This window comes from Agrobacterium sp. 719_389, assembly GCF_900188475.1.
Taxonomy (GTDB): Bacteria; Pseudomonadota; Alphaproteobacteria; order Rhizobiales; family Rhizobiaceae; genus Agrobacterium; species Agrobacterium radiobacter.
This window is the reverse complement of sequence record NZ_FYEM01000009.1, coordinates 117334-142882: the sequence shown is the minus strand read 5'-3', so window position 1 is coordinate 142882 and position 25549 is coordinate 117334. Positions and strand designations below refer to the sequence as shown.

Genomic DNA, 25549 nt, shown 5'->3' with positions numbered 1-25549 from the left:
TATCGCTGACACGAAAGAAAATCACGCGCTCCCGGTACGCAATACTGCGAATCCCAACGCCGTATCCGCTTCTTGCAACGCCAGTCAACCAAGTGCCGCCGTCGATTCGATTTTATTGTAGATATCAAGAACGAGGCGATCCGCAGCAAGGGGATTTTCAGTCTCGATATAGGCATGATCATCAACGAGATCGCGCCTCGCCCTGGTGGTCCATACAGGGATCCGAATCTTAATGATCGATCCCCGTTTTTTGTTGCGCAGCAACGCGTTTGATATCGCTCAGAAAGTCGTCCTGGGAGGCATAACGGTGAACCCGTCCGGCTTCTGCATCATCAATGCCCTCCTGAATCAGCAATTTAAGGGCGGCTCTCTTGCCTTCGTCACTACTCAGAAATTGCAGGCTCGCATGAATAACGGCGTCCGCATCGCTGTAGATGCCCGCGGCCACCTGTTCTTCGATGAACTTCTCGTCCTGCTCGCTCAAATGGATTTCGGGCATTTCGATCTCCTTTTGTTCTCTTCTAGCACAGGTCGCCGCCGCTTTCCAAGGGCTAAAGGCGCGGCTCAGTCGTCGGCCATCAGATATTGCCGCTCGTAACGCAGGCCAAGCCCCGTCAGCATCTCGTATCCGATGGTGCCGGCCGCCCGTGCGGTCTCGTCTACCGGCACATTGGGGCCGAAAAGCTCGATGTAATCGCCGGCGCGGATGGCATTGGCCGGAACATCCGTCACATCGAAAATGGTGAGGTCCATGGTCACGCGGCCAGCTACCGGCACCTTGTGGCCGTTGACCACGCCATAGGCGCCGCCATGGCCCATTTCGCGCAGCGGAATGCCGGAGCCGGAAAGCGAACGCTGATATCCATCCGCATAACCGACGGATGCGATGGCGAGGCGGCTTGCCCGTTTCAGCAAGAAGGTGCCGCCATAACTCACGGTCTGGCCTTCGCCCGCTTCGCGAATCTGGATGATCCGCGCTTCGGCGATGGCGACGGGCCGCATCGGGTTTGCCATGCCGTTGACCGCTTCGCCGCCATAAAGGGCGATGCCGGGGCGGGTGAGGTCGAAATGATAGTCGGGACCGAGGAAGATACCGGCGGAAGCCGAGAGACTTGATTCAATACCTTCGAAGGCGTCGCTAACCCTGCGGAATGATTCGAGCTGGACTTTGTTCATCGGCGAGGAGGGGGTGTCGCCACAGGCGAGGTGCGACAGCACCAGAACCGGGTCGAAACTCGCCGGCCTTGTCACGTCGTCGGCCAGAAACAAGGCGTCGTCGAGCGGCAGTCCGAGACGGTTGAAGCCGGTATCCACATGCAGTGCGCAGGGGTGGTCACCACGCTCGGCAACCGTCGCCATCCAGAAGGAAAGTTGCTCCTCGGAGGCCAGAACCGGCACCAGGTCATTGTCGAAGACCTGGCGTTCCTGACCCTGCCATATGCCCGATAGTACGAAGATACGTGCCTCCGGGGCATAGGAACGCAGGGTCGCACCCTCGGCCACAGTCGCCACGAAGAAATCGCGGGCGCCGGCGTGGTAAAGCGTTGCGCCGCAATCCTCGATGCCGAGACCATAGGCATCGGCCTTGACGACAGCCGCCGTCCGCGCCTTGCCGGAACGCTTTTTCATGTCCCGCCAATTATCGGCGAGAGCGCCGAGATCGACGGTCAGCCTCAGCGGCGCGTGCTCGAAAGCATCGGTTTCGTTTTCGGGAAAGCTATCTTCGAAGTCGTCTGTCATGCCATGCGTCCGGTTGATCTTGAACCGGTTGGGACCCTAGCACTTTTGTTCAAGACGGTAAGGACGGAATGCTCTAAACTTCGCTCATGCACAATGTTTCGCAGGAACAGGCCCTCGATTTCATGCCCGTCGCCACGACGGAAACCACGCGTTTCTGGCGTGACCGGCGTTTTGGCGGCATGGAGTGCCTGAGCGCGACTTTTCTCACCCACGAATATTCGCCGCACGCGCATGACACGTTTTCCATAGGCGCGATCGAAAGCGGCTCGCAGATTTCCACCATCCAGGGCACCACCGAACAGACGGGGCCGGGGCATCTTTATCTCATCAATCCGGATGAGATTCACGATGGCGCACCGGGCGGCGGTGGTTATCGTTACCGGATGATCTATCCCGATACGGAACTGCTGCGCGACATCATCGAAGATGTGACGGGCAGGGTTTTCCACGGCACACCATCCTTCCCAAGATTCCTGCCGCGCGATCCGCAGATGGCGGCCGCCTTTCAGATGGCGCACCGGCGGCTGGAGGAGAAATCCGGCGCTCTTGAGGCGGATGAGGGCATGTTCTCTGTTCTGGCGGCCTTGTTCGGCAAGCACGGCAGCGCCATCCTTCTGCCGGTCGAGACCCGCGAGAAAACGGCGGTTTACACCGCCCGCGACTATCTTTCCGACAATTACGAGACCGATATCGGCCTTGAGGAACTCGCCTCCATCGCAGGCCTCAGCCGCGCCCATCTCATCCGCGCATTCCGGAAAGAGTTTCACATCACCCCGCATGCCTATCTGACGGATGTGCGCATCCGCAGGGCGCGTCGGCTTTTGCGCGCTGGTGAGATGCCGGCCGAGGTTGCGGCGCTGTGCGGTTTTGCCGATCAGGCGCATTTCACCCGGCATTTCAAGGCCCGCACCGGCGTCACGCCGGGGCAGTTTCGGGTCGCTTGAGTTTAAAGTGTTTCCAGGAAAAGCGGAGCCCGGTTTTCCGTTCGGAAATGCGACAAAACAAAAAGCGGAGTTTCAGCAGAAAACTGCATAACGTCACTTTCGTTCAAGACCGCAGGATGTCGCAAGCGTAATCCCTCTCTTTCGAAAGGGAGAATGCGATGTCCATATCGGGAAGAAGCGGCGAGTTCGGCGCGGGATTGAGGGCGGCTGCCCCATTGCTGGTCGCCATGGTGCCGATCGGCGTGGTGTTCGGTGCGGTCGCTATCGGCAAGGGCTTGTCGCCGCTCGAAGCTTCGCTGATGTCGCTGCTGGTCTTTGCCGGCGGCTCGCAATTCGTTGCGATGGATTTATGGACCCATCCGGCAAGCTGGAGCGCACTTGGTTTTGCGGCGCTGCTGGTCAATCTGCGCCATGTGCTGATGAGCGCTTCCATCGCCGGCAAGCTGGATGATTTCAGGGGCTGGCGGAAATATGCGGCAATGCTGGTGCTGACGGATGAATCCTGGGCGCTGTCGGAGTTCCGCGTCATTGCTGGCCGATTGACGGCGGGTTTCTTCACTGGAGCTGCATTGTCAATCTATCTCGTCTGGAACCTCGCAACCCTTGCCGGCGCGCTGCTGGGTTCGGTCATGGGGGACATGTCGGCCATCGGTCTGGATTTCGCCTTTCCGGCTGTCTTCATCGTGCTGCTCATGGGTTTCTGGAAGGGCAGGGAAACCGGCTTTGTGCTTCTGGCAAGTGCCTCCGCGGCCTGTCTCACCCATGCGTTCGTTCCTGGTGCCTGGTATATCGCCGCCGGCGCGCTGGCGGGACTTGCCGTTGCCGCCTTCGGTCATGAGGAAGCGGCGGAGCAGCCGGCATGACGCTCGATCCGAACACGTTGCTGACAATACTCGCCATGATGGCGGCAACCGTCGCCACGCGTCTTGGCGGCCTGCTGCTGGTCAGCCATTTTACCCTGACGCCGCGTCTTAAAAAGGCGCTCGGCGTGGTGCCTCCCGCCGTCCTGATGGCCGTGGTCACCCCGACGGCGCTTGCGAGCGGGCTGGCGGAAACCATTGCCTGCGCGCTAACCGCCATCGCGGCGCTGCGCCTCAGCCTCCTGCCAGCCGCCGCGCTTGGTGTTGCGGCCGTGGCGCTGCTGCGCGGAATCGGATTGTGAGACAATGCCGTCAACCCGTTGAAAATATTCCTCCCTCGGGAACGGAGCGCGCGGGATGGTGCGCAAACCTGCTCCACGCGGAATATTGAATGTGAACGGACGACCATAGCCCAGGCTTGAGCGAAGGCTTCCAAGCCGTTATCCAATGCCTGCCGTATCTTTCATGCAGCGCCGGGCGGGAGAGAGTGATGACGGGCAATCGTGAAGTTGCATTCGGACCGCTTTCCCGGATCTATTCCGAGGACCTGAAGACGTCATGGCCGTCTATCACTTTCTTGCTGCTGACGATCCTGCTCGGGTCTGTTCTCGCAACCGCCGGGCCCTATGTGTTTTCCCGTTTGATCGACGATCTGCCGGACGCGCCGCTGCAATGGATGCTCGGTTTTTCGCTCTATGCGGGCCTGACGGCGCTGGCGACGGGTATCCAGCGCTCCACGCAATATATGTCGGTGATCCATTCGGAGCGGCTGGAATATGTCGCGACAACGCGCTTCTTCGAGCGCATCGTCCATAAACATCCGTCGTTCTTCAACGATCACAATCCGGCGGAAATTCAGGCCGCGCAGACACGGGGCGCTTCGGCCGCCTCGGCGATCATGCAGATTGGCCTTATTTATTTCGTGCCGGGCATCGCCACGTTCCTGTTCAGCACCCTGTTGCTGGGAACGGTCCTCAGTGCGGATCTGGTCGCCATCGTCATTGTATATGGCGCGGCCTTCATCGCGCTTACGCCCGCCTCGAACCGCCTGACCACGCCGTTTCTGGAAAAGGCCATCGAAGCCGGGCAGGAGAATGCCGGTTTTGTCGGAAACGCCATCGGCATGATCGAGCCTTTGCGGCATACCGGCAGCACGGCATGGATGAAGCGTCGTTTTGCGGATAATGCGGGCTCGATCTATCATAACTGGCGGCTTTATTCCCTGCGCCGGATCGGCTTCGTCTTCACCATCTCGCTCGCACTCGCCATGCAGATGGTCATCGGCTTTTATCTGCTGTTGCCGCGTTACGAGGCGGGAGCCCTGTCGATAGGCGATATCGTTCTCTTCAACACCCTTCTGCTTCAGCTCAACATGCCTTTTGAACTGATCGGGCAATCGATCAGCGAGGCGGTCCGTTCCTTCGCCCATTTCGCGCCCTATGCCCGCATGTGGAATGCGCCGGAAGAGGAGGAACCGCCCGATGCCAACCCGCTGCGGCTATCGGGCAAAGCGATAGAATTCGACGATGTGGGTTTTCGCTACGAAAACGGTCGCGGCGTCGAAGGCGTTTCTTTCACCGCAGCGCCGGGGCGTCTGACCTTCATCACCGGCGAGACCGGTTCCGGCAAATCGACACTCTTCCGGCTCCTGCAGAAAACCATCGCGCCGCAATCGGGTCGCATCAGCGTCGATGGCACCGATCTGACTACAATCGGCCGCGACGACTGGTTTGCCGTTGCCGGCATCGTTCCGCAGGAGGTGCAGTTGCTGAATGACACGCTGCGCAGCAATGTCGTGCTCGGGCGGGTGCTGGATGAGGAAAAACTGCGCCGCTCGGCCGAGCGCGCCGCCATTCTTGACCGGATAGAGGCGATGCCGGAGGGTTTCGACACAATTGTCGGTGAAAGGGGCCTTAAGCTTTCCGGCGGCGAGCGCCAGCGGGTTGCGATTGCCCGTGCGCTTTATGGCGAACCATCCATCCTGTTGCTCGATGAGGCAAGCTCGGCTCTGGACGAGGAGACGGAGCGGGAAATCATGGACCAGTTAAGACGGGTCGACAGCGATATCACCATCATCGCCATTACCCACCGCCAGAGCAGCATCCGCGCCGGAGATCAGGTCATCGCCTTGCCGAGCGGGGCAATCAATGAATCGGACTCTGAGGCGTCAGTCCCAAGCCATTGAAAAGATTCCGCCCCATCCTGAAACAGGACGGGGCGGGGTTTTATCGATGGCCGGCGTGGCTACGCCTCAATGTTCTTCGTACTGGCTGAAGCTCGGATCGGCCAGATCCGTAAAGCGGGTGAACTCGGACTGGAAGGCGAGCTTCACCGTGCCGGTCGGTCCGTGACGCTGCTTGGCGATGATGACGTCGGCCGTGCCTTTCACCTTGTCGAACAGGGCTTCCCATTCAGTATATTTGGGATCGGAAATATCGCGCGGCTCCATGTTCTTGACGTAATATTCCTCGCGGAACACGAACAGCACCACGTCGGCGTCCTGCTCGATGGAGCCGGATTCACGAAGGTCGGAAAGCTGCGGGCGCTTGTCTTCGCGGCTTTCCACCGCACGGGAGAGCTGTGACAGCGCTATGATCGGAACATTGAGTTCTTTGCCCAGCGCCTTGAGGCCCGTGGTGATCTGGGTGATTTCCTGCACGCGGTTTTCGCCGCTCTTGCCGGAGCCGGTCATCAGCTGAACGTAGTCGACCACGAGAACATCGAGGCCGCGCTGGCGCTTCAGGCGGCGGGCGCGGGCGGAAAGCTGGGCGATCGAGATGCCACCGGTCTGGTCGATGTAAAGCGGCACCTTCTGCATCATCTGGGAGCAGGCGACGAGCTTTTCGAAATCGGCCTCGGTAATGTCACCGCGGCGGATTTTCGAGGAGGACACTTCGGTCTGCTCGGAAATGATACGGGTCGCCAGCTGTTCGGACGACATTTCGAGCGAGTAGAAACCGACGACGCCGCCGTTCTTGGCCTTGTACGACCCGTCCGGCTGCACTTCCTGCTCGTAAGATGCGGCGATATTGTAGGCGATGTTGGTCGCAAGCGAGGTCTTGCCCATACCCGGACGACCCGCAAGCACGATAAGGTCGGAACGCTGCAACCCGCCCATGCGGGCGTCGAGCGAATGAATGCCGGTGGAAATGCCCGAGAGATTGCCGTCGCGCTCGAAGGCCGCCCCCGCCATATCGATCGCCAGCGCCACGGCATCGTTGAACGACTGGAACCCGCCATCGTAACGGCCGGTTTCCGCCAGTTCGAACAGGCGGCGTTCGGTATCTTCGATCTGCGCCTGCGGCGGCATGTCGAGCGGGGCGTCGTAGGCGATGTTGACGACATCCTCGCCGATCTGGATCAGCGCACGGCGCAGCGCCAGATCATAGATCGCCCGGCCGTAATCTTCCGCGTTGATGATCGATACGGCTTCCGCCGCCAGACGTGCGAGGTACTGCGCCACGGTCAGATCGCCGATCTTGTCGTCGGCGGGCAGGAAGGTCTTGATCGTCACCGGATTGGCGGTCTTGCCCATGCGGATGATATCGCCCGCCACCTCGAAGATCTTTCGGTGCAGCGGCTCGTAAAGATGCACCGGCTTCAGGAAGTCCGACACGCGGTAATAGGCGTCGTTATTGACGAGGATGGCGCCGAGCAGCGCCTGTTCAGCCTCGATGTTGTTCGGCGCCTCGCGGTAATGCGGTTCCGCCGGCTGCGCGGGGGTGATCTTTCTCACAGCGTCGTTCATGGTTTGCGCGATCTCCCTTTGCCTTTGTCCTTAAACCTCGGGTTTGGCTTTCTGGGGCATGGCAGTCAATGATATTGTTGCAACACTCTATGGCAGGCTGACGTCCGCTCTACGAAGCTTGATCACATCTTCAGTTGTCCCCAGCAATCCACAGGCGGGTGGGGGACAAGGCGCCGGGTTCTTCCGGCAAGGTGATTCGCTGCCATGAGTTTATCGCATGGCAGACCCGGCGTGAAAGAAACTTGAAAATCGTCAGTCTAACGAATAAATAGGCAGAAAATAAGTAGTGTGCTAATTATAAGGCTTGCTGACATGTCTCGCGAGACCGACAAGGAACAGCTTCTCGATGAAGTCTCCGCTTTCACCCGGAAACTGCGCGCGTTTTTCGACGCGCGGGTGGGGGAGAGCGGGCTGACGCTTGCGCGGGCGCGAGCGCTTTTTGCGCTCTCGCGGCGTGGGCCGCTGACGCAGACCGAGCTTGCCGAGGAAATGGAAATCGAAACGCCGACGCTGGTGCGGGTGCTCGATGGCATGGAGAAACAGAACCTCATCGAGCGCCGTTCCGACGAAAACGACCGTCGCGCCAAACGCATACACATGACGCTGGAGGGCGAGAAGACCTCCGAAACGGTGCAGGCGATGGCAAAGTCGCTGCGCTCCGAGATTGCCGCCGACATTTCCTCGCAGGAACTGGCAATGGCGCTTGATGTCATGCGCCGGCTTTCCGCCAACCTGCAAAATCTTGCGGCCGGGAGGGTGCAATCGTGAGCACCCTCGTACCGCAAACCGCTGACAAGGCCGCGTCCCAGGATACCGAAGGAACCGCCAAATCCGCTGACCTTCCGGAAGAGGCCGTGACGCCGATGAGCGCTTCGGCTACGGGCGAAACCGTGCAGGAGCCTGCCGCTGCCGCCGCGCCGCAGCCGGTTGAGCGGCCGCTCTGGCTGCGGCTGTGCTTCATTTTTGCGGGCCTCTCCTTCTTCATCACGCAAGGCCTGGGCATGAACCTCGTCATGGCCAATATCTACCAGCTGCAGGGCGAGTTTTCCGCCACGGTGGCTGAGGTCGCGTGGCTTTCCGCCGCCTATATGGCGCCTTACGCCACGTTTTCCATCGCGCTGTTCAAGGTCCGGGCGCAATATGGCCTGCGACCCTTTGCCGAAGTCTCGATTATCGTGTTTGTCGTTGCTTCCTGCCTCAACCTGTTCGTGACCGACCTGCATTCGGCAATCGTCATCCGTTTTGTCAGCGGCATGGCCGCCGCGCCGATCTCGTCGCTCGGCTTTCTCTATATTCTGGAGGCCTTCCCGCCTGCGCGGAAATTCTCGCTCGGTTTCAGCATAGCGCTGACCGGCACGTTGCTGTCGGCGCCGCTCGCGCGCATCGTCTCGCCATCCCTCTTGGAAATCGACGGTTGGAATGCGCTCTATTCCATGGAAGTGGGATTCGCGCTGATCGCTTTCGCCATGATCTATGTGCTGAAAGTCACGCCGCCGCCGCGCGCGAAAGTCATCGAGCGCATGGATATTCTGAGCTATCTTCTGTTTGCGGGCGGTCTCGGTTGCCTTGCGGTCATGCTGACCCTCGGCCGGTTCTACTGGTGGTTCGAGACATGGTGGCTGGGCGTCCTTCTGGCGACGTCGATCGCACTTCTGACGCTGATGGCCTTCATCGAATTGCCACGCAAGAATCCGCTGCTCGACCTGCGCTGGATTTTCTCGAAAACCAACCTGCACATCATTGCGGTCCTGCTTGTCTACCGTGCGGTTTCCTCCGAGCAATCCTCAACGGCGGTCAGCTTTTACCAGCAGCTTGGCCTGTTGAACGAACAGACGACGACGCTTTATGCGCTGGTGCTTTTGGCGACCGTTCTCGGTGGTGCGGCCTGCGCCTGGCTGATGCTGACGAAATACGTCGATACCGCCCATGTGATTGCGCTGGCGCTGATCGCCGCCGGTTCGTTCATGGATAGCCAGTCCAACAACCTGACACGGCCGGGTGAGATGTATCTCAGCCAGATGATGATCGCCTTTGGTGCAGCCATGTTCCTGCCACCCGTCATGGCCAAGGGTTTCGCCGCAGCCCTTGCCCGGGGTGCGCCCTATCTGGTGAATTTCATTACCATCTTCCTGTTCACGCAGATCACGGGTTCGATGCTGATGACCGGCCTGCTCGGCAGTTTCGTAACGCTGCGGGAGAAGTTCCACTCCAATATTCTGGTGGAAAATATCCTGCTCACCAATCCCGTGGTCGCCCAGCGTGTCTCACAGCTTTCCGGCGCCTACAGCCACGTCATCACCGATCCGGCATTGCTGAAGGCAGAGGGGCTGTCGCTGCTTGGCCAGCAGGTCAGCAGGGAAGCCTATGTGCTTGCTTATAATGACACGTTCCTGCTGATTTCAGTCGTTTCCGCGCTGGCGCTGGCCGCGCTTTTGATCCACCTTGCATGGCTGCGCATCCGTCCTTTCCTTTTCCGGGAAGACATCGATGCCGCACCGGCACCACAGTCTTGAACATTCCAAGAGTGACAAAATGCTGAAGAAGTTTTTTACCCCCGTTTCCATTCTCGTGCTGCTCGGCGGTCTCGCCGGCGTGGCGCTGGTGCTTTACGCCTGGCGGCTGCCGCCGTTCCTTTCCACCGTCGAAATGACCGACAACGCCTTCGTGCGGGGTTATGTCACGACGATGAGCCCGCAGGTGAGCGGTTATGTCGTGGACGTGCCGGTGAAGGATTATCAGGAGGTCAGCCAGGGCGCGCTGCTCGCGAAGATCGATGACCGCATCTACCGCCAGAAGCAGGCGCAGGCGGAAGCAACGCTCGATACCCACAAGGCCGCACTCGACAATTCCCGCCAGCAGGAAAATGCCGCCAACGCCAATATCCGCTCCAGTGAAGCGGCGGTCGACAGCGCCGAGGCGTCGCTCAAACAGGCTCAGCTCGCCTCCGACCGACAGGATAATCTGATCAAGAGCGGCGTCGGAACCTCCAGCCTGCAGGAGGAAGCCCATGCCGCGCTTGAAAAGGCGCGGGCCTCGCTCTCGCAGGCCAAGGCGGCGCTTGAGGTTTCCCGGCAGGATCTGCAGACCATCATCGTCAACCGCAGCTCGCTGCAGGCGGCCGTCGCCAATGCAGAGGCCGCCGTCGAGCTCGCCCGGATCGATCTCGCCAATACCGAAATCCACGCTCCCGTGGATGGCAGGCTCGGCGAAGTCGGCGTGCGCACCGGCCAATATGTCACCGCCGGAACACAATTGATGGCCGTCGTGCCGCACGATGTCTGGGTCATCGCCAATTTCAAGGAAACCCAGCTTGCCGGCATGCAGGTGGGCCAGCCCGTAACGATCTCCGTGGATGCCCTGCATCGCCGCAAGCTGACCGGCCATGTGGAACGGTTTTCGCCCGCGACGGGTTCGGAATTCGCCGTCATCAAGCCTGACAATGCGACGGGTAATTTCGTGAAGATCGCCCAGCGCCTCGGCGTACGGATCGCGATCGATGCTGATCAGCCGCTGGCGGCGGAGCTTTCGCCGGGCATGTCGGTGGTGGTGCATGTGGATAAGAGCAAAGCGCCTGAGGGGGCGGAGACGGCGGCGAAGTAGTTGGGCGGTGGAGTTTGCCGAGAGGCACCCCCTCTGTCCTGCCGGACATCTCCCCCTCAAGGGGGGAGATCGACTCGCGGGCGGGTTTCGTCCATCTCAACGTTTGCGAATGAAGTGGCGGTAGCGCTTCCTGCCGATCTCCCCCCTTGAGGGGGAGATGCCCGGCAGGGCAGAGGGGGGTATTCCTCCGCGAATTCAACCCAACAAAAAACCCCGGATGTCGCCATCCGGGGTTTTCTTATGGCCGCAAGGCCAAAATATTATTCGTCGTCGCCGTCGCGATCAGCTTCCGGATCGAAGAAGTCTTCCGGACGCAGTGCGTCTTCGTCAACGCCGTAGATGGCGTCAGCGGAGGTGAGGCTTTCGCCCTTGGCCTGACGCTCTGCTTCTTCAGCCGAACGGGCAACGTTCAGCTCAACCTGCAGCTCGACTTCTGCATGCAGGTGCAGGGTGACGTTGTGCAGACCGATGGTCTTGATCGGCGTGTTCAGTTCAACCTGGTTGCGGCCGATGTTGAAGCCTTCGGCAGCCAGGATTTCAACGACGTCGCGAGCAGCGACAGAGCCGTAGAGCTGGCCGGTTTCGCCAGCCGAACGGACGACGATGAAGGACTTGCCTTCAAGTGCTTCGGCAACCTTCTGGGCTTCCGACTTGCGCTCGAGGTTACGGGCTTCGAGCGTTGCGCGCTCGGTTTCGAAACGTGCCTTGTTGGTGGCGTTGGCGCGCAGCGCCTTGCCCTGCGGCAGCAGGAAGTTACGGGCGTAGCCGTCGCGAACCTTGACGGTTTCGCCCATCTGGCCGAGCTTGTTGATGCGTTCGAGAAGAATGACGTCCATCTTCTTGATCCTTTCTATGGTTTGGTTTCGTTCGAATTGTCGGTTTTCCGCGCCGGTGTAAGAGAGATCGTGCTGCGCACGTCGCTCAGGCCGAACACGAGAATGATGAACAGCGGAAAGACAAAGACCGCCGAGAGATATGCGAGAATGAGAACCGGCAGCCGCCAGTCCTTGCCGCGGGCGCGCTTGTGCAACGAGGCGTAACCCGCCATCAGGAAGCCCGCACCGAAGGTGCCGCAGATAACTGCGCCGACCATGGCCGCAACGCCGCCGAGGAAGATGGCGACGATGCCGGCGAGGAAGATGAAGATGGCGTTGCGGTGCATGCGCAGCGCCGAAGCGATGTCCTCGCGCGGGCGCAGACCCTTGCCGAAAGTGCCGACCACTCGCGTCGCGAAATAATAGGCGGCAAACAGCAGGATGACCCAGAGACCGCCCTGAACGATCGGCAGCATCAGCACCAACAGGGTCTTTGTCTGCGCCAGCGCCTCGACATTGGGCTCGAACAGGGGTTCGCGGCTCTGAACCGAGGTCATCATCACATCGACCATGCGCGCGACGAGATCGGGACCGTAACCGATCATCCAGCCGAGAATGACGACGGCGACGGAAACCAGAATGCACAGATGCAGGACGATGCCGGAAAGCGGATACCAGGCAAGCAGATCATCCGGGCCGCCGAGTTCGGAGGCCGGGCGCGCCAGATTGGCGAGATGCGAAAGCCAGCCGGCCGGGATCAGCGTGAAGATTGCGATGGTCAGCGCAAAAAGCGGCGACATGACCAGCGCGCCGATGAGCGCCGTGGTGATGATCGCGATAATGGCGGCGCGGTTGCCCCAGCCCATGCCGGCGATGAAGATCGGCATGGCGGAACCGGCATAAAGCAGGAAGGACAGAGACGACTGCGCCGTTGCGCCAAGCGTCAGAAACGCGGCGCATATGCCGGCGAGAACGCCGGAGATCAGCACTGTCTGGTTCAACTTCTGCACTTCGCTGTCCTGCTGAAACTTAAGCAGTTAGAGGATCGCTCCTGAGAGCCTCATCCCCAACATGGGTTTTTTAGAGTATCGATCCGCGCCCAACGCGGAAGGACTATAATTTTCGACCCGCTGATCAAGAATCAGCTGATCGAGAAAAGCGAGGCCGCGATAAACCGCAGCCTCGCTTCAATTCATTACGCTACAACGTAGGGCAGCAGGCCGAGGAAGCGGGCGCGCTTGATCGCCTGGGCGAGTTCGCGCTGCTTCTTCTGGGAAACGGCCGTGATGCGGGACGGAACGATCTTGCCGCGCTCGGAAATGTAGCGCTGCAGGAGACGAACGTCCTTGTAGTCGATCTTCGGAGCGTTGGCGCCGGAGAAGGGGCACGTCTTGCGACGGCGGTGGAACGGGCGGCGTGCCTGGGAAGAGGATGCGTCAGCCATTGGTCAAAACTCCTTATGCACGGTCTTCGCGCGGACGGCGCGGACGGTCTTCACGGGGACCACGATCTTCACGCGGGCCACGGTCCGGACGGTCGCCATCGCGGCGCGGACGGTCGTCACGGTCGCGCTTCTGCATCATCGCGGACGGGCCTTCTTCGTGGGCTTCGACGGCGATGGTCATGTAGCGAAGAACGTCTTCGTTGATGCGCATCTGGCGCTCGACTTCATGGATGGCGGCCGCCGGAGCGTCGATGTCCATGAGAGCGTAGTGAGCCTTGCGGTTCTTCTTGATGCGGTAGGTGAGGGACTTCAGACCCCAGTTCTCGATGCGTCCGACTTTACCGCCGAACGATTCGATAACGCCCTTGTACTGCTCGACAAGTGCGTCGACCTGCTGGGCAGAAATATCCTGCCGGGCAAGGAAGATGTGTTCGTAAAGAGCCATTTAAGCTTTGCCTTTCTTGCGTTTCGTCCTTCACCCGGCAACGGCGCTAAGCCTCAACGACTGCTCCTGAAAAGGCTTGAAGGCCTTAAAGCAAGAAAAGCGTTGTTCGAGACGGTCGAGAGCGGAGACACGGGAGGCCGGAAAAACCTTATGGTTCCTGCTGTTCCGTTGCCGGAACCAGCCCTCCGTTCAGCCACCAGCCAATTGGACCGGGTGTTGTGAACAGCGCGCTTATACGGATTTTTCGCATTTTGGCAATGGGTTTGTCAGTGAAGCGCGTTTTTCTTCAAAACGACGAACCATTTATGCGTGGTATCGGCGATATGGCCGCTTTCGGTGAGCGGTATCGTTTTCTTCGTGACCGAGTCGAGAACGTTGAAACCAATGACGTCGATTTCTCCCGGTCGTCTGGCGACGACAATATCGGTATGCGACTTGTAAGTCCCGACTTTGTCATAGTAACCCTGGGCCTGCTGGAAGCTCACTTTTTCGTAAGTATAGCCGACGATATCGCCCACATCCGGTGTCGCGCCGGGCTCTTTAAGACGATACCCGTGATAAAGGGTGTTTGTCGCATTTTGCTGGCGCGCCTTTATGAAATGGCGGATCCACACGGAATGCGCTTGCGCGAAGGGGAACTCTTTCTTGCTGAACTGCGCGGCATGGAAGACATATGAAATTCCGACGGCAGACCAGAAATACTCGTCATTCATGATCTCGTCTTCAGTCGGTGCTCCGCCGCCTACAGCATTGTAGTTCTTGATGACGTGTTTCGCAAATACGGGGTCGTCATCCTTGTGCTGGATGTTCTTGGCGCCAGTAGAAAGGTTCCATGTGGACTTGCCCCAATGGTTCCACTCATTGCCAGCTACGTTGAGAATATCTGCGACCGTCTTCGCCATACAATTCTCCCAAATTATAATATGTTTTTGTCGTTGAAAAATATCTCTTTAATTCTAAATTATCATCTGAAGTTCACCGGCGTATATGAAAATATACGCCGGTGAAAACAATAATACAGAATTTAATCAGTATTGAAAGACGGTTTGTTTGATTTTTGTTTGACGATAGTTCAGATCGCCATCGGATATTGCCGATGGATCGCGGCAATACCCGTCAGCACCTCTTCCGACAGCGCCACATCCGCCGCTGCAATATCCACCTTCAATTGCTCCATCGTCGTCGCGCCGATGATTGCCGAGGCCATGAAGGGGCGTGTCAGGCAGAAGGCGATGGCGAGCTGGGCCGGGTCGATCCCATGCTCGGCGGCAAGCTCCAGATAGGCCTTGACCGGCGCTTCCTGCAGCGGCTGCAACCGGCCGCCGAGATCCCTGTTGATGGAAGCGCGTGATCCCGCCGGGCGCGCGCCGTTCTGGTATTTGCCGGTCAGCAGACCAGCCGCCAGCGGTGAATAGGCGAGCAGGCCGACATCTTCGTGATGGGCGACTTCCGCCATGTCGAGATCGAAGCTGCGGTACAGCAGGTTATATTCGTTCTGAATGGTGGCGACGCGCGGCAGGCCCTTTGCTTCCGCGATGTCGATGTATTTCTGCGTACCCCAGGCGCTTTCGTTGGAGAGGCCAATGGCGCGGATCTTGCCGGCCTTCACCAGTTCGCCGAGCGTCTCCAGCTTTTCGGTGATTTCGGCAAGCGTGCGCTGCTTGTCCTGACCGGAGGCGTCGAAGCCCCATGCGCCACGGAAATGGTAGGTGCCGCGATTCGGCCAGTGAACCTGGTAGAGGTCGATATAGTCGGTCTTCAGCCGCTTGAGGCTGGTATCCACCGCCTCGCGGATGGCGGCGGCGTCGATATCGCGACCGCCGCGAATGTAATCGCGCCCGGAGCCGGCGACTTTAGTGGCGAGCACGACCTGATCGCGCCTGCCGGTCTTTTCGAACCAGCTGCCGATATACTCCTCGGTCCGGCCCTGTGTTTCGGCGGAAACGGGGGTGGTGGGATAAAGCTCGGCCGTATCGAAGAAATTGACGCCGTTTTCGATGGCGTAGTCCATCTGCTGATGGGCTTCTGCTTCGGTGTTCTGCGTGCCCCACGTCATGGTGCCGAGGCAGATTTCGGACACGGAGATACCCGTGCGTCCCAGTAGATTCTGTTTCATGGAGAGGTCCCGGTGCTTTGGCGAGTTTTGGAAGGTGGGGTGAAAGTAATGGGGATTTGCCGCAGTGCAAGAAAAAATATGATGAAAAGAAAGGGGAAAACAGGTCGGCAAAACCCCTGGCAAAGGCCTGCCATAGGGCTTCAAGCCTTGACTTCGCTGGCGGGAATGTGAATGGAAGTCCGAAAGAATAAAGGCAAGGCCAGACAAGAAGGACGACATCCCATGGGTATTGCATTCACATTTCCCGGTCAGGGAAGCCAGGCCGTCGGCATGGGCAAGGAGCTGGCGGACACCTATCCGGAAGCACGCGCCGTGTTTCAGGAGGTCGATGAGGCGCTCGACCAGAAGCTCTCCGACATCATGTGGAATGGCCCGGAAGAGACGCTGACGCTGACGGCCAATGCCCAGCCGGCGCTGATGGCCGTGTCCATGGCGGTCATGCGCATTCTCGAAGCGCGCGGCTTCAAACTGTCCGATACGGTTTCTTATGTAGCCGGCCATTCGCTCGGCGAATATTCGGCGCTCTGTGCGGCCGGCACCTTCTCGATTGCCGATACCGCCCGTCTTCTGCGCATCCGCGGCAATGCCATGCAGGCCGCCGTGCCGGTCGGCGAGGGTGCGATGGCTGCGATCATCGGGCTGGAGCACGACGCGGTGTCCGCCATCTGCGAGGAAGCCGGAATCCTCGGCGTCTGCCAGATCGCCAATGACAATGGCGGCGGCCAGCTGGTTATCTCAGGCGGTAAGGCTGCCGTGGAAAAGGCGGCGGCGATCGCGTCCGAAAAAGGCGCAAAGCGCGCCATCATGCTGCCGGTCTCGGCCCCCTTCCACTCCGCGCTGATGGCTCCGGCGGCGGAAGCCATGCGCGAGGCGCTGGCCAAGGTCGAAAAACACAACCCGGTCGTGCCCGTTGTCGCCAATGTGCGCGCCGCACCCGTTTCCGACGCCAGTGAGATCGCGGCTTTGCTGGTCGAGCAGGTGACCGGACAGGTGCGCTGGCGCGAGACGGTTGAGTGGTTCGCCGCCAACAATGTCACGCAGCTGTACGAGATCGGTTCCGGCAAGGTGCTGACGGGCCTTGCCCGCCGCATCGACAAGACGGTGAACGGCGTTGCCGTCAACGGCGCGGCCGATATCGACCAGCTTCTTGCTACTCTTATCGGCTGAGAACGGGCTGCGCCCCGCAACGGCTTTTATTTTACGACAATTCCGGATGCAAAACCGCTAAAAGGCTTTGCGGAATTGCTCTAAAGAAGGAACGGAACATGTTAGATCTGACAGGCCGCAAGGCTCTCGTAACCGGCGCGACCGGCGGCATCGGCGAAGAAATCGCCCGCCTTCTCCACAGCCAGGGCGCAACCGTCGGCCTGCACGGCACCCGCGTTGAAAAGCTTGAAGCGCTGGCGGCGGAACTTGGCGACCGCGTCAAGATTTTCCCGGCCAACCTTGCCGACCGCGCCGAGGTAAAGGCGCTCGGCGAAAAGGCCGAAGCTGAGCTCGAAGGCGTGGATATTCTCGTCAACAATGCCGGCATCACCAAGGACGGCCTGTTCGTGCGCATGAGCGACGAGGACTGGGACAACGTTATCGAGGTGAACCTGACGGCGATGTTCCGCCTGACGCGTGAGCTGACACATCCGATGATGCGCCGCCGTTTCGGCCGCATCATCAACATCACCTCCATCGTCGGCGTCACCGGCAATCCCGGCCAGGCCAACTACTGCGCCTCCAAGGCCGGCATGATCGGTTTTTCGAAGTCGCTGGCGCAGGAAATCGCGACCCGCAACGTCACCGTCAACTGCGTGGCGCCGGGCTTCATCGAAAGCGCCATGACCGGCAAGCTCAACGACAAGCAGAAAGACGCCATCATGGGCGCCATTCCCATGAAGCGCATGGGAACCGGTGCGGAAGTCGCTTCGGCCGTTCTTTACCTGGCTTCCAATGAGGCAGGTTACATGACCGGCCAGACCCTGCATGTCAACGGCGGCATGGCGATGATCTGACGGCGCATGAGGCCGTCATGAAAAGGATTGCGGCGCTGTTTAAGCACCTTCTTGGGTAGCTGGCGCCGCAAGGCCCCGCCGACTGGTTTTCGGCGAAATAGCCTGTCACACGCTGTGCTTAGCGCGTTTTCAGGCTTTTCGACCGATTGAAACCATGTTAAGCGGGCCAAGACTGTGAACAGTCGTCCCGGAGAGACAGGAAGCCGTTGCGATTTTGCGTGACGATGTCTAGCTTGGACCGGGTTGAACGGGTTTGCCAGCAGTGCCGGATTTGAACGGCGCATGAGGGCTTCTAACAGGGCAGGGTGCCGTAAGGCATTCCCTTCAAAATAAAGGTCGAGGAAACCGACATGAGCGATATCGCAGAACGCGTAAAGAAAATTGTAATTGATCATCTTGGCGTTGACGCCGACAAGGTTGTTGAAGGCGCCAGCTTCATTGACGATCTGGGCGCTGATTCGCTCGATACCGTTGAACTGGTCATGGCTTTCGAAGAAGAATTCGGCGTCGAAATTCCCGACGACGCAGCTGACTCGATCCTGACCGTCGGCGACGCCGTAAAGTTCATCGAGAAGGCCCAGGCCTGATCGACCTTCATGGGGAGGTGCAATATCCTCCCGTCCTTGGCCCGGCTCGTCCGGGCCAATGTTTTATAGGCGGACGGTACATGCCCCCGGGCGGGGCGTGTTCCGGGCGATGCATGAGATCACGGGCCGGAAACAGCGCCCGCAGCCATCATGCGGACATTTGAAATACTGCAACATCGAATGGACATCCCTGATGTCCGGCGTTGCATGAAGACCGATGATTTGGATAAGGGCGGAGCGTTGGCGATGAGGCGTGTCGTTATCACCGGTACCGGCATGGTATCTCCTCTTGGATGTGGGACGGAAGTGACCTGGGAGCGGCTTTTGGCCGGCCAGAACGGCGCCCGTCTCGTGACTGAATTCGAAGTCGAAGACTTGCCCGCAAAGATCGCCTGCCGCATTCCCGTCGGCGATGGTTCCAACGGCACCTTCAATGCCGATGACTGGATGGAACCCAAGGAACAGCGCAAGATCGATCCTTTCATCCTGTACGGCATGGCTGCCGCCGACATGGCGCTTGCCGACGCGGACTGGCACCCGGAAACGGACGAGGACCAGATCGCCACCGGCGTCATGATCGGCTCCGGCATCGGCGGCCTGGAAGGTATTGTCGAGGCGGGCTATACCCTGCGAGACAAGGGTCCGCGGCGCATTTCTCCATTCTTCATTCCCGGCCGTCTGATCAACCTCGTATCCGGCCAGGTTTCCATTCGCCACAAGCTGCGCGGACCGAACCATGCGGTGGTCACGGCCTGCTCGACCGGCGCGCACGCCATTGGCGATGCCGCCCGTCTGATCGCGTTCGGTGACGCCGATGTCATGGTTGCCGGTGGCGCTGAATCGCCGGTCTGCCGCATCGCGCTTGCCGGCTTCGCCGCCTGCAAGGCGCTTTCGACCCAGCATAATGACGATCCGCAGAAGGCCTCTCGCCCCTATGACCGTGACCGCGATGGTTTCGTCATGGGTGAAGGTGCGGGCATCGTCGTTCTGGAAGAGCTGGAGCACGCCAAGGCGCGCGGCGCGAAGATTTATGCCGAAGTCGTCGGTTACGGCCTTTCCGGTGATGCCTATCACATCACCGCTCCGTCCGAGGATGGTGAAGGCGCCTATCGCTGCATGTCGATGGCGCTGAAGCGCGCCGGCCTGACGCCGGATGATATCGATTACATCAACGCCCATGGTACTTCCACCATGGCGGATACGATCGAGCTTGGCGCGGTCGAGCGCCTGGTCGGCGAATCGGCCGCGAAGATTTCGATGTCTTCCACCAAGTCGGCCACCGGCCATCTTCTTGGTGCGGCGGGCGCTATCGAGGCGATCTTCGCCACGCTTGCGATCCGCGACAACATCGTTCCGCCGACGCTCAACCTCGACAATCCCGATGTCGAGACGAAGATCGACCTGGTGCCGCACAAGGCGCGCAAGCGGCAGGTCAACGTGGCGCTTTCGAACTCCTTCGGTTTCGGCGGCACCAACGCTTCCCTCGTGCTGCGTCGTTACGAGGCATAATCGCGGCGGCGGCTCTGCCGCCGCGCTGGCGCCCTCCCACCGGGTGCTGACAAAGGCCGTTCTTTCCTTTGAAGAACGCATTGCGGCTTGCGAAAGCCATTCCGGTTTTCGCGCCGATATTGTAGTCGTTTATGGGAGGCGTTTGCCGGTTCGGGGTGATTTCCGGCCGCAGGCTGCTTCCTCCATCGGCTTTGTCCGAAACGATGTTCGTGAAGCGGAAAGATATGCTTCACGATATCTCCATGTGGTGCAGGAAGACATTCCGAACCTGTTTTTGCCGCATTACCTGCGCAAAAAGCGCTGACAACGCCGAACTGAAAAGGACCGACGGTGAGCGACACGAACCAGAACAGCCAGGGACCATACGGACAGAACGGCGCGGGCGAAGGCAATCGCGGCCCGATCATTCCGAAATCCCCGACGGAAGCCTTGCGGCCGGAAAAAGTACCCGCGCCGCCCAAGCGCTCCCGCAAGGCCCATGGCCAGCTTGTAATCTTTCTGAATTTTCTGATGACGCTTGCAGTCGCTGTCTGTGTCCTGGCCATTGCCGCTTTCTATTACATGATCAATGCGTTCCAGGAGCCCGGTCCGCTTCAGACGAACACCCATTTCACCGTGCGTAATGGTGCCGGCATCATCGAGATCGCCAATAATCTCGAGCGTAACGACGTCGTCTCCAACGCCCGTGTCTTCCGCCTGATGACCGGCAGCTACCTGCAAAAGGACCAGACGCTGAAGGCTGGCGAATACGAGATCAAGGCCGGCGCTTCGATGAAGGACATCATGATGTTGCTGGAGTCCGGCAAGTCGATCCTTTATTCCGTGTCGCTGCCGGAAGGCCTGACCGTGAAGCAGATGTTCGCGCGCCTTGGAGCAGACGAAGTGCTGGACGGCGAATTGCCCTCGGCCCTGCCGCCGGAAGGCAGCCTGCGCCCCGATACCTATCGCTTTACCCGAGGCACCAAGCGCGAAGAAATCATCAACCAGATGAGTGCGGCGCAGGACAAGCTGATCGACATGATCTGGGAACGGCGCGATCCCGACCTGCCGATCAAGACCATCGAGGAATTTGTGACGCTTGCCTCGATCGTCGAGAAGGAAACCGGCAAGGATGACGAGCGCGCTCATGTCGCTTCCGTTTTCTACAACCGTCTGAAGAAGGGCATGCGCCTGCAATCCGACCCGACGATCATCTACGGTCTGTTCGGCGGCGATGGCAAACCGTCCGATCGCCCGATCTACCAGTCCGACCTGCAGAAACAGACGCCGTTCAACACCTATGTCATCAAGGGCCTGCCGCCGTCTCCGATCGCCAATCCGGGCCGGGCGGCGCTTGAGGCCGTTGCCAATCCCTGGCGCACGGATGACCTTTATTTCGTTGCCGATGGCACCGGCGGCCACGTCTTTGCCAAGACGCTGGAAGAGCATAACGCCAATGTGCGCCGCTGGCGCAAGATCGAGGCTGAGAAGGCTGCTTCCGGCGCCAATCCCGATGTTGTCGTGGATGGCCAGCCGGGCGGGGCCGAGGCGGAAAAACCCGCCAACAACTGATAATCTCGACCGGGCCCTGTGATCCACAGGGCCCGGTTTTGTAAGGCATGACGGGGGGGATTCCAGATATGACATTGCAATCGATGACCGGCTTTGCGCGCAGCGAAGGAACCTCCGGCCGTTACCGCTGGGCGTGGGAATTGCGGTCCGTGAACGGCAAGGGGCTCGATGTGCGCCTGCGTCTGCCGACCGGTCTTGAAGCGCTGGAAACCGCCTTGCGGGAAGTCGCGGGCGAGCATCTTTCCCGCGGCAATATTCAGGCTGGCCTGACGCTCGCCATTGCGGAAAACCGGCTTGAGGCCGTGATCAACCGCGATGCGCTCGCGGCGGTTCTGGCGCTTAAGAAGGAGCTTGGTAATGTCGTTGAAGACAAGCCGCTGAGCTTCGATACGTTGCTTACACTGCGAGGTCTCGTCGATTTTCGCGAGGCGGAAGACGATGCGGAAGCGCAGGCCGCACGTAATAGCGATGTGCTGGCCGGTTTTGCGATTGCCGTCGAGAAGCTGAAGGACATGCGTGAGCGGGAAGGGGCGTCGCTGTTCGCCATCCTGTCCGGCCATATCGACCGCATAGAGCAGCTTGTGGACATCATCGAGAATGATCCGTCCCGTCAGCCGGAACAGATCGCGGCAAGACTTGCCCAGCAGATCGCGCTTATCGGCGATGGCCTGCACGGGCTCGACCGCGACCGTCTGCATGCCGAGGCGGCGCTGATTGCCACCAAGGCGGATCTGCGCGAAGAGATCGACCGGTTGCACGCCCATGTCCAGGCTTCCCGGGAACTGCTGACCAATGGCGGCCCTGTGGGGCGCAAGCTCGATTTTCTTGCACAGGAATTTAACCGCGAGTCGAATACAATCTGTTCCAAATCGAATGCGAGTGCGGTAACCGCAGCAGGCATAGAGCTGAAAGTGGTGATCGACCAGTTTCGCGAACAGGTCCAAAATCTGGAGTAGACCCCATGGTCCCGGTGAATAATTCTCCCGTCACGATTGCCCGCCGAGGGTTGATGCTGGTGATTTCTTCGCCATCGGGCGCGGGTAAATCCACGATTGCCCGCAACCTGCTCGACAAGGACAAGAATATCGGCCTGTCCGTTAGCGTCACGACCCGCCCGCGCCGCCAGAGCGAGATTGACGGCATCCACTACCATTTCATTTCCAAGCGCGATTTCGAGCGTCTGCGGGACAGCGACGCGCTGCTGGAATGGGCCGAAGTTCACGGCAATTTCTACGGCACGCCGCGCGGGCCGGTGGAAGATGCCATGGCTGCCGGTCGCGACATGCTGTTCGACATCGACTGGCAGGGCGCCGAACAGCTGCAGGACAAGATGAAGGCGGACGTCGTCTCGATCTTCATCCTGCCGCCGACCATGACCGAACTTCAATCGCGCCTGCACCGCCGCGCCGAAGACACCGAAGAGGTGATCAAGACCCGGCTCCTCAATTCCCGTGCCGAAATCGAGCACTGGCGCGATTATGACTATGTGATCCTCAATGACGACCTGCAGGCCGCCTTCGAGGCCGTCGAAGCAATCGTGAAGGCCGAACGCGTCCGCCGCGACCGCCGCCACGGCATGTTCGATTTCGTGCGGGCGTTGCTTGAGGAAGAGCCGGAACTCTGATCTACGCGATAAATCCGCGCGCAAGCCATTGGCGGGACAGTCGCTCATCATCGGCGTCTTCAGCCCAGCCATGACCAGTGTCAACCATCTCCAGAACGACCTCCGCTCCGGCTGACGCTAATTGGCTGGCCAAATGTGGCGCATCGGAGGGGTGACGCCGGTCGTCGCGGGCGCCGGCCAGTAGCAGTGCCGGATATCCTGCAAGGCTCGGAAGAGGCTGGTCCTTTCTTGGAGATAACGGGCGGAGCAGGATGGCGGCTTTCGACAGACGCCTATCCTGGCATACCGTTTCAGCCGCCATGATCGCGCCGTTCGAATATCCAACGAGAATGGGCTTTTGCCCCGTTTGCAGAGCCACAAAGGTGAGGAACCCGCAAAGCTTGGCAGCCTGATGTCTCAGATCATCGATATCGAGTTGTCTGTCGGGTTTCCTGCGAAAAAATGCGAAGCCATTCTCCCAGGAAACAGCGCCCCTCAGCGCGTATAAGACACCCTTGGGAAAGACGGTGCGGCCAAACGAAATGAGGTCATCTTCCGTTCGTCCCGATCCATGCAGCAGGACAATTGTGCAGTCGGGCGTTCCGGCGGGAATGTCGAGCTTGTAGTGAAAACCGGCACTCTCCATGCACTTGTTCCTCTATTCGCAGATGTCCACGATTCCGTGCCCTAACGTTTGGAGCGGCGCATTAGATGGCGAATTTACAGGCAGTTCGCCAACGCCACGAATTCTTCCACCGACAGCGTTTCTGCTCGCCGCGTGGGGTCGATACCGGCTTTTTCCAGCAGCGTTTCGCCGCCGAGGCTTTTCACGCTCTGGCGCAGCATCTTGCGGCGCTGGCCGAAGGCGGCTTCGGTGACTTTTTCAAGCTTGGCAACATCGCAGGGCAATGGCTTGTCCTTCGGCAGCAGGTGCACGACGGTGGAGGTCACTTTTGGCGGCGGGCTGAAGGCCTGTGGCGGGACGTCGAAGGCCATCTCCGCGACCGTGCGCCAGCCGGCGAGAACGCCCAGACGCCCGTAATGATTGTCGCCTTCTTCAGCCACGATGCGCTGGCCGACTTCCTTCTGGAACATCAGCGTCATGGAAAGCCAGAAGGGTGGCCATTGTTTCGGCAAAAGCCAGTTGACCAGCAATTGCGTGCCGACATTGTAGGGCAGGTTGGCGATGATGCGCACCGGTTCGCCGAAGGGAACCAAAGCCTCGAAATCGGTCTGGAGGGCGTCGCCCTCGATGACCTCGAGCCGTCCGGGATAGTGCGCCTCGATTTCCGCCAGCGCCGGCAGGCAGCGGCTGTCGCGTTCGACGGCGATGACCTTTTTCGCCCCGAGCGAGAGAATGGCGCGGGTGAGGCCGCCGGGACCGGGACCGACCTCGATCACCGTCACGCCGTCGAGCGGCCCTGCCGTTCTGGCAATCTTCTGGGTGAGGTTGAGGTCGAACAGGAAGTTCTGACCGAGCGATTTCTTCGCGTCGAGCCCGTGGCGCTGGATGACATCGCGCAGTGGCGGCAGTCCGTCGATGGCCGCCATTATGCGCCAACCCGGCTGCGGGCGGAAATCTCCGCCGCCATCTTCAGCGCCGCGACAAGGCTCGCCTCATTGGCAATGCCCTGGCCTGCAATGCCGAAGGCGGTGCCATGGTCCGGCGAGGTGCGGATGAAGGGCAGCCCAAGCGTGACATTGACGGAATCGTCAAAGCCGAGCGCCTTGGCCGGGATCAGCGCCTGATCGTGATACATGCACACCGCCACGTCATAACGCTTGCGGGCGGCATCGTGGAACATGGTGTCGGCGGGCAGGGGACCGAAGGCATCGATCCCGTCCTTCCGCAACCGCATGGTCGCCGGATGAACGATATCGCGATCCTCGGTGCCGAGTGCGCCATCTTCGCCCGCATGTGGGTTGAGGCCGGCAACCGCCAGACGTGGCGCCTCGATGCCGAATTTCTGTCTGAGATCGGCATCGATGATCCGGCAGGTCGTGACGATCAGCTCTTCCGTCAAGGCGGCCGGCACGTCTTTTACGGGGATGTGGATCGTTACCGGGACGACACGGACCTTGGGTCCGGCAATCATCATGACAGGCGTCACCTGTTCGCCGGTCTGGCGCAAGGCGAGATCGGCCAGAAATTCCGTATGACCGGGGAAGCCGAAGCCCGCCTCGTAAAGCACCGATTTCGCGATCGGATTGGTGACGACGGCTGCAGCCTTGCCCTCGGCCGTCAGGGAAACGGCGGTCTCGATGGCCTTGATTGTCGCGTGCGCCGCTCCGACATGCGGCTGGCCGGCCTGCACTTCGAAGCCGACAGGAAGCGGGAGGATGGGGAAAGCGCGTTCGAACAGGCCGACGGCATTCTCCACATCGCAGGTCTCGATATTGACCGGAATGCCGATCAGCGCTGCGCGGCTCGCCACCACATCGGGGTCGCCGATGAAGATGAAGGGCGGCACGCCGCTCTCCCGGCGCTTTGCCCAGGCGGTGATGGCGATGTCGGGGCCGATACCGGCTGGATCTCCCTGTGTCAGGGCAAGCGGCAGGGATGCATATGTCACGGAAAGACCCG

The 25549-nt window shown here is 60.0% G+C and carries 26 protein-coding genes; 14 read left to right on the top strand and 12 right to left on the bottom strand.

Features of this window, described 5'->3' with window-relative positions; all coding sequences use genetic code 11:
- Positions 1 to 229 precede the first annotated feature (229 nt).
- Positions 230 to 499, bottom strand: coding sequence for a type II toxin-antitoxin system ParD family antitoxin (locus tag CFB10_RS17425; protein WP_020009508.1), 270 nt, complete (start codon positions 497 to 499; stop codon positions 230 to 232).
- 65 nt (positions 500 to 564) lie between these two features.
- Positions 565 to 1740 (bottom strand): alanine racemase, encoded by a 1176-nt coding sequence (alr, locus tag CFB10_RS17420; protein WP_020009507.1) that lies wholly within the window; start codon positions 1738 to 1740, stop codon positions 565 to 567.
- An 86-nt stretch (positions 1741 to 1826) separates the two neighbouring features.
- Between alr and CFB10_RS17415 the strand changes: the two genes are divergently transcribed.
- The 4 genes from CFB10_RS17415 (at position 1827) to CFB10_RS17400 (ending at position 5729) form a co-directional block, all read left to right on the top strand.
- The gene (locus CFB10_RS17415; protein WP_020009506.1) at positions 1827 to 2684 is read left to right on the top strand and encodes an AraC family transcriptional regulator; all 858 of its coding nucleotides are present in this window, start codon (positions 1827 to 1829) and stop codon (positions 2682 to 2684) included.
- Between the two features lie 158 nt (positions 2685 to 2842).
- Positions 2843 to 3547 carry an AzlC family ABC transporter permease gene (locus CFB10_RS17410; protein WP_026363466.1) on the top strand — a complete coding sequence of 235 codons (705 nt, stop codon included), beginning with the start codon at positions 2843 to 2845 and terminating at the stop codon, positions 3545 to 3547.
- Positions 3544 to 3846 (top strand): AzlD family protein, encoded by a 303-nt coding sequence (locus tag CFB10_RS17405; RefSeq protein WP_020009504.1) that lies wholly within the window; start codon positions 3544 to 3546, stop codon positions 3844 to 3846. Before CFB10_RS17410 ends, CFB10_RS17405 begins: the two co-directional genes overlap by 4 nt.
- A 188-nt stretch (positions 3847 to 4034) precedes the next feature.
- A complete protein-coding gene (locus CFB10_RS17400) occupies positions 4035 to 5729 on the top strand; it encodes an ABC transporter ATP-binding protein (RefSeq protein WP_020009503.1) in 1695 nt (564 codons plus the stop codon).
- A 66-nt stretch (positions 5730 to 5795) separates the two neighbouring features.
- Here the strand turns inward: CFB10_RS17400 and CFB10_RS17395 are convergent, their stop codons facing one another.
- Entirely contained in the window at positions 5796 to 7292 is a 1497-nt protein-coding gene (locus CFB10_RS17395; protein ID WP_003502052.1) for a replicative DNA helicase, read from the bottom strand.
- 312 nt (positions 7293 to 7604) lie between these two features.
- Between CFB10_RS17395 and CFB10_RS17390 the strand changes: the two genes are divergently transcribed.
- The 3 genes from CFB10_RS17390 to CFB10_RS17380 are packed head-to-tail and all read left to right on the top strand — an operon-like array spanning position 7605 to position 10892.
- Positions 7605 to 8060, top strand: coding sequence for a MarR family winged helix-turn-helix transcriptional regulator (locus CFB10_RS17390; RefSeq protein ID WP_020009502.1), 456 nt, complete (start codon positions 7605 to 7607; stop codon positions 8058 to 8060).
- Positions 8057 to 9805 (top strand): MFS transporter, encoded by a 1749-nt coding sequence (locus CFB10_RS17385; RefSeq protein WP_020009501.1) that lies wholly within the window; start codon positions 8057 to 8059, stop codon positions 9803 to 9805. Before CFB10_RS17390 ends, CFB10_RS17385 begins: the two co-directional genes overlap by 4 nt.
- Before the next feature lie 19 nt (positions 9806 to 9824).
- The gene (locus CFB10_RS17380; protein ID WP_026363465.1) at positions 9825 to 10892 is read left to right on the top strand and encodes an HlyD family secretion protein; all 1068 of its coding nucleotides are present in this window, start codon (positions 9825 to 9827) and stop codon (positions 10890 to 10892) included.
- Between the two features lie 260 nt (positions 10893 to 11152).
- On the opposite strand, the gene rplI is transcribed toward CFB10_RS17380, so the two are convergent.
- From rplI to CFB10_RS17345, 6 genes are all read right to left on the bottom strand, one after another.
- A complete protein-coding gene (gene rplI, locus CFB10_RS17375; RefSeq protein WP_003502059.1) occupies positions 11153 to 11728 on the bottom strand; it encodes a 50S ribosomal protein L9 in 576 nt (191 codons plus the stop codon).
- A 14-nt stretch (positions 11729 to 11742) separates the two neighbouring features.
- A complete protein-coding gene (locus CFB10_RS17370) occupies positions 11743 to 12717 on the bottom strand; it encodes a membrane protein (RefSeq protein ID WP_020009499.1) in 975 nt (324 codons plus the stop codon).
- Between the two features lie 185 nt (positions 12718 to 12902).
- A complete protein-coding gene (rpsR, locus tag CFB10_RS17365) occupies positions 12903 to 13151 on the bottom strand; it encodes a 30S ribosomal protein S18 (protein ID WP_003502063.1) in 249 nt (82 codons plus the stop codon).
- 13 nt (positions 13152 to 13164) lie between these two features.
- Positions 13165 to 13596, bottom strand: a complete 432-nt coding sequence (rpsF, locus tag CFB10_RS17360; RefSeq protein ID WP_004441041.1) for a 30S ribosomal protein S6 — start codon at positions 13594 to 13596, stop codon at positions 13165 to 13167.
- 266 nt (positions 13597 to 13862) lie between these two features.
- Positions 13863 to 14498, bottom strand: a complete 636-nt coding sequence (locus tag CFB10_RS17350; protein WP_020009498.1) for a DUF2272 domain-containing protein — start codon at positions 14496 to 14498, stop codon at positions 13863 to 13865.
- Positions 14499 to 14668: 170 nt separating this feature from the next.
- The gene (locus CFB10_RS17345; protein WP_020009497.1) at positions 14669 to 15712 is read right to left on the bottom strand and encodes an aldo/keto reductase; all 1044 of its coding nucleotides are present in this window, start codon (positions 15710 to 15712) and stop codon (positions 14669 to 14671) included.
- A gap of 222 nt (positions 15713 to 15934) precedes the next feature.
- Between CFB10_RS17345 and fabD the strand changes: the two genes are divergently transcribed.
- The 7 genes from fabD to gmk all read left to right on the top strand — a co-directional run bounded on the left by fabD (position 15935) and on the right by gmk (position 22986).
- Complete coding sequence (gene fabD / locus CFB10_RS17340) at positions 15935 to 16879, top strand: ACP S-malonyltransferase (RefSeq protein WP_020009496.1); 945 nt, start codon at positions 15935 to 15937, stop codon at positions 16877 to 16879.
- 98 nt (positions 16880 to 16977) lie between these two features.
- Positions 16978 to 17715: a 3-oxoacyl-[acyl-carrier-protein] reductase gene (gene fabG, locus CFB10_RS17335; RefSeq protein ID WP_003502072.1), complete on the top strand. Its 738-nt coding sequence runs from the start codon at positions 16978 to 16980 to the stop codon at positions 17713 to 17715.
- A gap of 350 nt (positions 17716 to 18065) precedes the next feature.
- Complete coding sequence (locus CFB10_RS17330) at positions 18066 to 18302, top strand: acyl carrier protein (protein ID WP_003502080.1); 237 nt, start codon at positions 18066 to 18068, stop codon at positions 18300 to 18302.
- 246 nt (positions 18303 to 18548) lie between these two features.
- Positions 18549 to 19811 (top strand): beta-ketoacyl-ACP synthase II, encoded by a 1263-nt coding sequence (fabF, locus tag CFB10_RS17325; protein WP_026363464.1) that lies wholly within the window; start codon positions 18549 to 18551, stop codon positions 19809 to 19811.
- Between the two features lie 330 nt (positions 19812 to 20141).
- On the top strand, positions 20142 to 21362 hold the full coding sequence (mltG, locus tag CFB10_RS17315) for an endolytic transglycosylase MltG (protein WP_003502086.1): 1221 nt from the start codon (positions 20142 to 20144) through the stop codon (positions 21360 to 21362).
- A 68-nt stretch (positions 21363 to 21430) separates the two neighbouring features.
- Positions 21431 to 22318, top strand: a complete 888-nt coding sequence (locus CFB10_RS17310; protein ID WP_026363463.1) for a YicC/YloC family endoribonuclease — start codon at positions 21431 to 21433, stop codon at positions 22316 to 22318.
- A gap of 5 nt (positions 22319 to 22323) precedes the next feature.
- A complete protein-coding gene (gene gmk, locus CFB10_RS17305) occupies positions 22324 to 22986 on the top strand; it encodes a guanylate kinase (RefSeq protein WP_026363462.1) in 663 nt (220 codons plus the stop codon).
- A 1-nt stretch (position 22987) separates the two neighbouring features.
- Here gmk and CFB10_RS17300 read toward each other — a convergent pair whose 3' ends face one another.
- The 3 genes from CFB10_RS17300 to pdxA all read right to left on the bottom strand — a co-directional run bounded on the left by CFB10_RS17300 (position 22988) and on the right by pdxA (position 25538).
- Positions 22988 to 23611, bottom strand: coding sequence for an alpha/beta hydrolase (locus tag CFB10_RS17300; protein ID WP_020009491.1), 624 nt, complete (start codon positions 23609 to 23611; stop codon positions 22988 to 22990).
- A 74-nt stretch (positions 23612 to 23685) separates the two neighbouring features.
- Positions 23686 to 24516 (bottom strand): 16S rRNA (adenine(1518)-N(6)/adenine(1519)-N(6))-dimethyltransferase RsmA, encoded by an 831-nt coding sequence (gene rsmA / locus CFB10_RS17295; protein ID WP_020009490.1) that lies wholly within the window; start codon positions 24514 to 24516, stop codon positions 23686 to 23688.
- Positions 24516 to 25538 carry a 4-hydroxythreonine-4-phosphate dehydrogenase PdxA gene (pdxA, locus tag CFB10_RS17290; RefSeq protein WP_026363461.1) on the bottom strand — a complete coding sequence of 341 codons (1023 nt, stop codon included), beginning with the start codon at positions 25536 to 25538 and terminating at the stop codon, positions 24516 to 24518. Before pdxA ends, rsmA begins: the two co-directional genes overlap by 1 nt.
- Positions 25539 to 25549 lie beyond the last annotated feature (11 nt).